The 10,659-nt window shown below is 27.0% G+C and carries 8 protein-coding genes and 1 rRNA gene; all 9 read right to left on the bottom strand.

Annotated features, from left to right (window positions below; genetic code table 4):
* A 16S ribosomal RNA gene (locus OF364_RS02925) occupies positions 1–93 on the bottom strand; the annotation flags it as partial.
* 224 nt (positions 94–317) lie between these two features.
* Positions 318–782: a transcription elongation factor GreA gene (gene greA / locus OF364_RS02920; RefSeq protein ID WP_205850995.1), complete on the bottom strand. Its 465-nt coding sequence runs from the start codon at positions 780–782 to the stop codon at positions 318–320.
* 3 nt (positions 783–785) lie between these two features.
* Complete coding sequence (locus OF364_RS02915; RefSeq protein ID WP_205850996.1) at positions 786–1,529, bottom strand: BC85_0335 family putative methyltransferase; 744 nt, start codon at positions 1,527–1,529, stop codon at positions 786–788.
* Positions 1,519–1,854, bottom strand: coding sequence for a hypothetical protein (locus tag OF364_RS02910; RefSeq protein WP_205850997.1), 336 nt, complete (start codon positions 1,852–1,854; stop codon positions 1,519–1,521). Before OF364_RS02910 ends, OF364_RS02915 begins: the two co-directional genes overlap by 11 nt.
* Positions 1,855–1,856: 2 nt before the next feature.
* Complete coding sequence (ruvX, locus tag OF364_RS02905) at positions 1,857–2,282, bottom strand: Holliday junction resolvase RuvX (protein WP_205850998.1); 426 nt, start codon at positions 2,280–2,282, stop codon at positions 1,857–1,859.
* Complete coding sequence (alaS, locus tag OF364_RS02900; protein ID WP_205850999.1) at positions 2,275–4,932, bottom strand: alanine--tRNA ligase; 2,658 nt, start codon at positions 4,930–4,932, stop codon at positions 2,275–2,277. Before alaS ends, ruvX begins: the two co-directional genes overlap by 8 nt.
* A gap of 12 nt (positions 4,933–4,944) precedes the next feature.
* A complete protein-coding gene (gene mnmA / locus OF364_RS02895) occupies positions 4,945–6,057 on the bottom strand; it encodes a tRNA 2-thiouridine(34) synthase MnmA (protein ID WP_205851000.1) in 1,113 nt (370 codons plus the stop codon).
* Positions 6,058–6,185: 128 nt separating this feature from the next.
* Positions 6,186–10,385, bottom strand: coding sequence for a hypothetical protein (locus OF364_RS02890; protein WP_263774122.1), 4,200 nt, complete (start codon positions 10,383–10,385; stop codon positions 6,186–6,188).
* Positions 10,386–10,564: 179 nt separating this feature from the next.
* Complete coding sequence (locus tag OF364_RS03100) at positions 10,565–10,642, bottom strand: IS3 family transposase (protein ID WP_373422514.1); 78 nt, start codon at positions 10,640–10,642, stop codon at positions 10,565–10,567.
* Positions 10,643–10,659: the final 17 nt, after the last annotated feature.

Here is a 10,659-nt window from a genome sequence, read left to right as displayed (position 1 = left end):
CGCCGCTAGATTTCAAAAGAAACCTCGCTCGACATGCATGTATTAGGCACACAGCCAGCGTTCATCCTGAGCCAGGATCAAACTCTTAAAATTTGATTTTGGTTATTATGTTTTTGTTTTGTTTTTTTGTTATTTAAATAAATTAAATTGACGTTATGGTATTCGTATCCAGTTTTCAAAGAACTATCTCAAGTGGCCCTAAAATGAGAGCGCACTTTTAGAAGTATATACTAATTTTTAAAAAATTTACAAAATTATAAAAAATTTTAAAATATAAAAATGTCGCCGATTATTAGCGACATTTAGCGATATTTAAATTAGTATATAGATTCAATTCTAACTTTGTATTTTTTAGGTCCTTCTACTTCTACAGTTTCATTAACTTTACGATTTAAAATTGCTTTAGCTAAAGGAGAAGTATTTGAGATATTTCCAATAAAAGGATCAGCATCTAAAGCTCCTACAATTTTAATATCTAGAACTTTTTTAGTACTTAGGTTAAACAATTTTACTGATGAACCTAAAGCAACATGATTCTTTTTAGAATTTTCTTCAATAACTTCAGCATTTTCAATAATATGTTGAATTTTTAAAATTTCAGCTTCGATAGCAGCTTGCTTATCACGTGCTGCATCATATTCAGCGTTTTCTGATAAGTCACCTTGGTTTCTAGCTTCTTTAAGTTCCTCTATTACTAAAGGTCTTGCTTCTTCTTGTAAATAAACTAAACGTTTTTTGTACTCTTCAAGACTTTCTTTCGTTAAATATATCTTATCATCCATAAATTATTCTCCTTTTTCGACACGATCCTTGATATTACCTTTGGCTAAAAGTATAACACTTTTATTTTTAAACTTAAGTGTTTCATATCTTAAATTTAATTCTTTAAATAATGGATAATGGTTTTTGGCTTGCTTGTAGTTGGAAATTGAAAAAATTATCATTCCTTTATCATTTAAATATTGAAGATTTTGATTTAGATTGCTTTCTAAATTGGAATTACCATCATCAAAAAACAACATAAAATCTACATTGTTTTTTAGTTTTGTAGTGACTTGCAGCTTATCTAAAGATATTTCAGGATAGTTGTTAGCAATATTGGCTCTTATTTCTTGGTTAATGTCACCTTTATATAAAACATTAGTATCGTTTGATAAATTAGCTATTGAAAGGGCAATATAATCATCATTATCTTGTATAAAAATATTTTGATACTTATTTATATATATAGTATTAATTAAAAAGCACACTAAAAAATCATTTGCAAAATCCTTATATAGAGGTTTAATACCATTTAAAACTATGCCATAATTGGGATTATTAGCTTTTAGTTTAGCTATTTCAGTTTCTTCTGAAGGCGACAAGTATTTTTTAGCTACTTTTTTGCGATATCATAAGCTTAAAATTAAAACAATAATCGCAATTAATAAAACTACTACTATGGATATTACTAATCCAAGTCTTGTTTCGGGTGATATTTTTGAGCCTGAACCTTTTATTAAGGAATAATTAATTTGATTAGTCTTCATTATATTCTTCTTCAGCATCAGTCATTAGCTTATCCATAATGCTATTTCCATTTTGGTCAACTAATATGTTTTCTTCAAAAAAATCAGCAAGCAAATTTAGAATTATATCCATTTCACCTGCATCTTCTAGTTCTTCTAATCTACCATTAATTTCTTTAGTAAATATAAATGCTTCTCCATCAGTTAAAATAATATATTTTTCACCATTTTCCATTACATCAAAAACAACATGTAATTTAGTGTTGTCTTCTAAAATAACTTCTCTTTCAACTGAAAAAATATTAATTTTATTAAGGGTTTTTGATTTCTTTGTGTCTTTTTCCATAACTAATTCCTTTTTAAAAAATCTTCTAGTATTAATTGTGCTGATAATGAATCTTTTTTTGTTTTTCTTTTTTTGCCATCATATCCAGCTTCAAATAATATATTTTCAGCCATAATTGTGGTTTCTCGTTCATCTTGTAAATAAATTGGAATATTAAAGTGTGCTTTTAAGCGTTCATAGAATTTTAAAACCATTTTAGTACGAGGGCTAGGCTTAAGGTCCATTTTTAAAGGATAGCCCAATATTATGCCATCAATTTGATTACTAAATTCACTTTCATTTAAATAATAATCAATTCTTTTAATTACTTCTATAAAGTGTCATTCTTCGAATCTTAATACTTCTAGACCACTAGCGATGATATTATTTGGATCGCTAATGGCAAACCCACACGTTTTTGAACCTAAATCAAGTGCTAATTTACGCATTAATTAAACTCTTAATTTTTTCTAGTATTTCGGTTTCATTTAAGTTTGTTTCAAATGAACCTTGGCTTATAATCTTATTACCACCACCTTTAGCACTAAAATTTTGAGCTAAAGACTTGAATATGGTAGCTGAATCAAATGTTTTTGAAGCTATCATTAAAAAGCATTTGTTATCTTTTAGTGATAATGAAATAACTAAAGCTTGAGGGTTTGATTCTCGCAGTTGAATTGTTGCATTTTTTAAGATTGAATTATCAGATTCAATAACAAAATAAACTACTTTATTATTAAGTTTTATTGGTTCATATTTTGTTAAATCAATACTTTGGTTTTGTTTAGCTTTCAAGAATTTTTTATAATCTTCTCTAATATTTTGTTCTATTTCATCATATTTTGCTAATAAAGCTTGTTTTTCTAAAGCTGAATTAGGAATACTTAAATCATATTTAAATTGATATGAAGCATCAAATTGTTTATTGTTTTTTATTAATGATGCTAATAGTTCTTGTTTTTCAATTATTTCTTTTGCTAAATATTCATTAACTAACTTATTTGATGTAACAACTCTAAGACGATATATTCCAGTTCCTTTTGAATCAACAGAAATAATTTTAAAATCTTCAATTACACTTGAGTTTTCAACGTGTGTTCCTCCACAAAGATCTTTAGTTATACCTTCAAATTCAACAACTCTAACTTTATTGGCATCGTGATACTCTGATTCTTCAATTGTCATATATGCGCCCATTTCTTGGGCTTTTTGAATTGAAGTGACAATATATGTTCTTTTTGAAGCCATAGCAATATAATCTCGCATAATTTTTTCAATTTGTTTGATTTCTTGCTTAGTAGGACGATGGTCTAAACCAAAGTCAAAAGTAAAATGCTCAGGGTGAATATTTGAACCAAGTTGTTCAATTATATCGTTAGAATATGTTTTTCTTAAGGCATGAAACATCATGTGAGTTGAACTGTGATTACGAGCAAAATTAATTCTTTTATCATAATCAACATAACATTCAACAGGATCTTTTTTATTAATTAAACCTTTAATTACATGCACATGGTTTCAAAATTTATCTTTAAATATATCTAAGACTTCTAATTTATTATTATTTTGAATAATATATCCATAATCATGGTTTTGACCACCACTTGTAGCATAAAAAGGTGTTTTATCTAAAATCACATAAGAAATAGATTGTTCATTATTAGTGGCATCTATTTCTTTTTCTTCATCCAATAAATATAAAATTTTTGATTTGGTTTCTAAATGTTCATATCCAACAAATTCTGAAATGTAAGATGGTATTAATGATAATGAATTAATTACTTTTTGCATACCAGCTTCAATATTACCTTTTGAGCGTTTTTGGTGTTCTTTTTGGAATTCATAAAATTCTTCAAGATTAATAGCTATACCTTTTTCTCTTAGGATTTCTTCTGTTAGTTCAATTGGAAAACCGTAAGTGTCAAACATTTTAAAGGCAGTTTTAGCATCAATGTAACCATTTTTTTCTAGTTCTTTTTCTAAAAGCTTTTCGCCTTCTTTAATTGTTCTGGCAAACAATTCTTCTTCTTCTTTAATAATTGCAGCTACATAATCAACATCAATATCATAAATTAAAGAATCTTTAACTATGCCTGTCAGTTTATATAAAAATGATTTTTGTTTGATACCAAGTGATAAACCAGCGCGATATGAACGTCTAATTAGTCTTCTAATTATGTATCCACGACCGACATTAGAAGGATTAACTCCATCACTAATGGCATTAACACTAGCTCTAATGTGGTCAGCGATTATTTTGAATAAAGTATTAATTTTAGTTTGATTTGGTTCTTTTGTAAAATAGTTATTAATGTCATAATGATAATCAGTGATTTTTTGAACTTCTTTAATAATAGGTAAAAATAAATCAGTATCAAAATTAGTAGGAGCATCTTGCATAATAGAAGTTATTCGCTCTAGACCTGCGCCAGTATCGATATTTTTTGTGGCTAATTCTGTGTAATTGTTTTCACCATCATTATTAAACTGTGAAAAAACTATATTTCAAATTTCAACATATCGATCATTTTCAATATCATTAATTAATAACTCAATTCCTCTTGAATCATATTTAGGACCTCGGTCATAAAAAATTTCTGTATCAGGCCCACAAGGTCCTTGACCAACATCTCAAAAGTTAGTCTCTTTAGTTCCTTTAATTAGATGACCTGGTTCAATTCCTAATTCAATTCAATAATTATAGGTTTCTAAGTCTTTTTCGTAATAGGTAATATATATTTTTGATTTTTGTAATTTTAGGATGTCAAAAATAAATTCATAACCAAAGGCAATGGCTTCTTTTTTAAAATAATCCCCAATTGAAAAATTACCTAGCATTTCAAAAAATGTGTGGTGTCTAGCGGTAATTCCTACATTTTCAATATCATTTGTTCTTATTGATTTTTGAGAATTGGTTAGCCTTTTAGCAAGTGGAATTTTTTTACCACTAAAATAGTCCTTAAGGGTTGCTACCCCTGAATTAATTCATAATAAAGAGGGATCATTTTGAGGAATTAGTGATTTTGATTCAAGCACCAAATGATTTTTTGAAGCAAAAAAATTAATTCACATTTCTCTTATTTGTTTAGATGAAATCATGTTAAATATCTCCTATAAATAGTTTTTTTGTTTGCCTTTGTAAAATATTTTATCAATTATTGCTCCACCAACCACTTTATTACCATCATAAATAACAACTTCTTGGCCAGGAGTTACAGCTTCAGTTTCATCATAAAAAACCTCTAATTGTTTATTGGCATCTATTTTAATTTGACACTTAATATCTTCTTGCCGATATCTAAACTTAGCACTTAAATTGTTTTTGTTATATTTTTTAGCAATTTGATTAAAGTTTAAAGCAATAATGTGATCAGATAATAAATATTCTTTGTGATCATCATTAGTCACATAAATAATTTTATTTTTGACATCATGACCTACAACAAAATAAGGTTTTGCAAAACCGCCTAAATTTAGACCCTTACGTTGGCCTATTGTATAATACATCGCTCCATTATGTTTGCCAACAATTTTGTTAGTGTGTATATCAATTATATTTCCTGGCTGAGCCGGAATATAATTTTCTAGAAATTTAGCAAATTGTCTTTCACCCACAAAACATATTCCTGTTGAATCTTTTTTTGAAGCGGTAACTAAATTTAAATCTTTAGCAATTTGTCTAACTTCTTGTTTTGAGATATTAGCCAAAGGAAAAATAACTTTGGCTAATTGTTCATTAGTTAGTTGTGCTAAAAAATATGATTGGTCCTTAGATTTATCTTTGCCACGATATAATTCATCACCTTTTGTTGCAGCATAATGGCCCATAGCGATGTAATCCGCTTTTAGATTATCAAACGCATAATCAGCAAAAGCTTTGAATTTAATATATTTGTTGCAAAAAATATCAGGATTAGGAGTTCTACCTAGTTTATATTCATTAATTAAATAACTAAAAACATTATCTCAATATTCTTTAATAAAATCTACTCTTTTTAGTTCAATTTTTAAAGCTTTAGCTACAGCTTGTGCGTCTTGATAATCTTGCTCTTGAGGACAAATAGTTTGATTAATATTTTCATTACCCAAAAAGTCGTTGTTTAAAAATGAATCTCAATTGCGCATAAACAATCCAATTACCTCATATCCTTGTTTTAAAAGCAAATGGGCACAAACGCTTGAATCAACTCCTCCACTCAACCCTAAAACGACTCTTTTTTTCATTAAACACCTCACAAACAACACTTAATTATAATATTTTTATTTTAAGTTTATTTATTATTCTTTAGTTAATTATGTTTATAAAAAACAAAAAAGCAAGTCAATTTTAAAACTTGCTTAATTATTTAAAATTATATGTTAACTGGTACACCTTTTATGTAAATGGTTATTCCGATTTTTTCAGTAAATATATTTTCTATATAATGTCAGTTATTAATGTTTTTAAGAGTTTGTTCTAATCTTCTTTCAATTTCAGCACTATATTGCTTTTTGCCATTTTCATCAGCCTTGTTATATGTTTCTTTAATTTGGGCAATTCTTGGTTTTAGTTCATCATCGATATATTTAGAAAAGTCAGCATCTCCAAATGGATTATTAAATGATTCTAGATATTTTTCATATAATTCATTTAAAATATTTTGTTCATGGTAATTATCACCAAAAGCTGAAATAATTCGAGCTGTATTTCTTAGTTGTCATCATTTTAAAATATTTTTCAAACTTGCTATTTTTAAAGTTTTTTCAGTAGTAAATTCTTCACCAAAATTGTAATTATTTTGAGTTTTACCACTTATAGTTTTAAATTTAAAATCTTTGAAAACTAAATTTATATCATCATTTGTTGTCACAATTGAAAATTCAGCAAATTCTATTCTAGCTTCTAGAATATCTACTATTTTATCATTTGAATGTTGTGATGGATAGAATCATTTTATTGGTCAAGCTATGTGATTATCATTAGGGAATCATTTATTTTTTAATGTTGGTATGCTTTTATCAAAATATGCCTTTAAAGTAATAATATCAACTTTTTTAGCAGTTACTACATGCTGAGTAAATTCATTCATTAAATTAGTTATGTGAGCTGGATTAAAAAATATTTTATGTGACCTAACTTGGAATAATCCTGTCATTTTTTTTGCGTTAAATTCAATTTTATATTTACCTTCAGCAAATAATGTTGCTACAATTTCTCCCTCACTATCATTAGGTGATATGTCTATAGTTTGAATTGTGTAACCCGCTGGAACATTTTTTAATGTCAGTTCATTTTTAGCAATTTTTGAAGCATATTTTTTTTCTTTGTTTTCAACTTCAACCTCAATAGAAGAAAGTGAATTAATTAAATCATGCATTTCTGTCAATTGGTCTTGTAATGATTCAATGTCATTATTCATTTGTTCTATATCTGAAACGTCATAACCCTCTTTTTGGGCTTCTTGTTGCAATTTTGCTGTTTTAATTACTAAATTGTTCAGTTCGGTAAGATGTGCGAAAATTTTACTTGAAAGATAATTTGAATCAACTTTGTTTTCTTTGGCATTTTTTATAGTTTCTTTAACTTCATTTAATTTATCCTCAATTTCTTTTTTGCCTTTTGCAATTCTTTCTTTCTTCTCAGCAATTTTTTTGGCATTATTTTCTATTAATTCTTTTAGTGCCTTAACGTTTGCATCTTCATCGATAAGTTTATTAATTTCAGTATTAGTGTCTTTATTTGTTTTTAGATTATTAACTAACTCATCTCATGCGTCTTTTAATTTTGTTAAATCTGCATTTTTTTTCTCAATTTGAGCAATAGTATCGGTATCTTGCGCTTCTTTGCCTACCATGCCATCTTTTATTTTGTTACTTTCAGAAGTGATTTTAGATTTAATTTCAGCAATTTTGTTTTTTAAAGCTTCTGTTAATAGTTTTAGTTTTTCTTCTACTTGTTCAGTAATTGTTTCAACTGATTTTTTACCTTCACTATAATCCGAAACAGTTAAAGTACCAATAAGTGTAAGTACATTAGCCGAGGTTTTATCAAATTTTTTCAATTCTGCAATAGCTGTTTCTAGTTCTTGAATTTTTTTGTTAACCAAAACAACATCAGAATCACTGATAGCCTTGTTTGCAGGTGTTGAAAATTCACTTACTTTTTTATCTAATTCAGTTTTTAGATCTTCATTAGCTTTTTGTAATTCAGTATATTTTGTAGTTGTATTTGCAATTGCTTGATCTAGTTCAGTCAATTTTGCTTGAATTTGCGGTGCATTATTTTTTGGTTCTGCTTTAAGATCGCCAGATAATTTATTTGCAGATGTAATTACAGTGTTTAATAAATCTAATTTTGTTTTAGAAGTATCATATTTACCTTTAGGTGTTGTTGCTTCTGCTAGCGCATCTTTAAGTTCTTGAATTTTTTGATTAATTTGACTTATTATTTGATCTGCATATTTTTTATCTTCAATTTCTTTGATTTTTTTATCAATTGCTTTTTGTTTTTCATCAGCTGTTTTATTTTTCTTTTTTAATTCCTCAATTAAATCAACATGTTTTTTATCTCTAGCTTCTTGTTCAACTTTTTTACCTTCATCAAGAGCTTTCTTAAGTTCTTCTTTAGCTTCTTTTAGTGTATTAGTATCTTCTGTTTTTAAAGCATCATCAGCTTTATCAATGGCTTTTTTAAGTTTTTCTTCAGCTGATTTGATTTTATCTTTAAGTTCTTTAAGTTTTTCTTCAGCTGTTTTTGATTTATCTAAAGTTTCTTGAGCTTCTTTGATTTTTTTATCTAAAGCATCATTTTCATCTTTAAGAGATTTATCATCTTTATTTTTATTATGTAAATCTTTAGCTTTATCAATTTCTTTTTTAAGGTCATCTTGAGATTTTTTGATTTTTGCATTATCTCCTGATTTAAGAGATTCCTCTACAGCTTTTTTCTTGTCATTTAATTTTTTAATTTGATCTTCAATTTCTTTTTTCTTTTGTTTATTTTGCTCTTCTTTTTTAGTTTCTAAATCTTTAATTGATTTCTTTTGTTGTTTTTTAGCATCTTCTAAAGCTTTTTTAAACGCATTATATTCTACAAGGTAATCTTCTTTTAATACATCATCTTTTACTTTTGCATCTAATTTATCAGCTTTGGTGATAACTTCATTAAGAGCATTAAGTGCTTCTTCTAATTTTTGTACAGTGATTTGAGCTCCAGCATCACTTGTTTTAATTAATAAATCATCTCTGGTTTCTTTTAATTCTTTTTTAATTTCTTCAACTTTAAGTTTATCAGCAGCTAATTTTTCTTTAGCTGTCTTTAGAGTTTCTTTAGCTTTTAGAATTTCTGAACTTAGAGTATTTTTTAAAATATTTAACTTATTATTTGTTAATTCTAATTCTAAAGCATCAGCAGCAGTAATACTATTTTGTAAGTTATTAATTGCTTGTTCTTGTTTAGTTAGTGATTGATCTTTCTTTGTTTCGGTTGATTTTAGTTCTAAATCTTCAATTATTTCTTTATTTTTCTTTGTAAGTCTTTCAATTGCTTGTTTTCTAAGTTCAAGTTTATCATGATGATCAGTTAATTTATCTAAAGCAGCATCAATTGTTGCCTTAACAGCAGGAAGTGATAGTTCCTGTGCTCTTTTTGAGTTTTCTTTTCCAAATTTATTTAAAACTACATATTCTTTTAATGCTTCTTCGATTTTTTCAATAGTTTCTAAATCGGTAGTTCTAGCAATAAATTCATCAACTTTTTGTTTAAAGTTTGTAGAAAATTCAGTTAGTTTTTCTTTTTCTTTAGCTTCATCTTTAAGAACATTTAATTTTTCTTTAAGTGAATTAATAGCTGCATTAGCTCTTTTAATAGCTTCATTTACTAGTTTTGCAGTAGCTTCATCACTTAAAAGTTTTAATTTAGATTCTAATGTAGTGCCTTTAACAACTAATTGTTCAAGAGCATTAATATAATTTTCAATTTCTACTTTAGTAATAGCATTTTTAGATTCTTCAATCTTTTTATCTATTTCTTTAATTAATGCTTCAGCTTCTTTTTTAAGGTCAGATTTTTGTTTTTCTTTTTCTTCATGTTTTGTTTTAGCTTGTTTTAGAGCTGCTTTGGCTTTTTCTAATGCTGCATTTAAAACTTTCTTATCATTTCCTAATTGTTCAACTTTGGCATTATTGTTTTTAATGTTTGCAATGTTTTTGTCGATTACTAAAACGGTTTTATCTCCAACTTTAATTCATTTTTCTAAACTTGCAATTTCGTCTTTTAATTCTTTAAGAGTTAAATTTGGTTCAACTACTTTTGCTGAACCTGCGTTTAATGTTTTAATTAGTTTTTCAATAAATGCTCTCAGTTTCATGTAATCCAAGTCTTTGTTAGCATCTAATTTATCTAAATCTTCTATTTCTTTATCTGTAATCTTATCGGGGTTAGGATCTTTTCAGTCCTTAACAGCTTTGTTATTTAAGTAAATTATAATTCCAGCTGTAGCAGCTGAAACTATTGCTGCAGTGGCAATTACACCAATAACAATGGCAGCTGTTTTCTTTTTTGAATTTTTCATAAATTTCTCCATATCTGTAATTTATAAATGTATATTATAGCGCTTTTCATATATATATATATATATATATAATGGGCATTTTGGGAGATTTTTTGGAATTTTATAGCCCTTTTTGGGGATTTTTGAATAAAAAAATAGGCTAAAAGCCTAAACATGTCCCCTATTAGTGGACAAATCAATTAAACCTTTCTCATGTAATGACACGGAGAGAGGTTTTTTAGTTTAATTTGTATTCTAATATTATTATAGTAATTTATAAAGTCAGTAATTAGCT

Origin of the sequence: Mycoplasma enhydrae (assembly GCF_025779955.1) — a bacterium.
In the GTDB taxonomy this organism is placed as follows: domain Bacteria; phylum Bacillota_I; class Bacilli_A; order Mycoplasmatales; family Metamycoplasmataceae; genus Metamycoplasma; species Metamycoplasma enhydrae.
The sequence above is the reverse complement of the archived record's forward strand: the minus strand, read 5'-3'. Positions and strand labels throughout refer to the sequence as shown.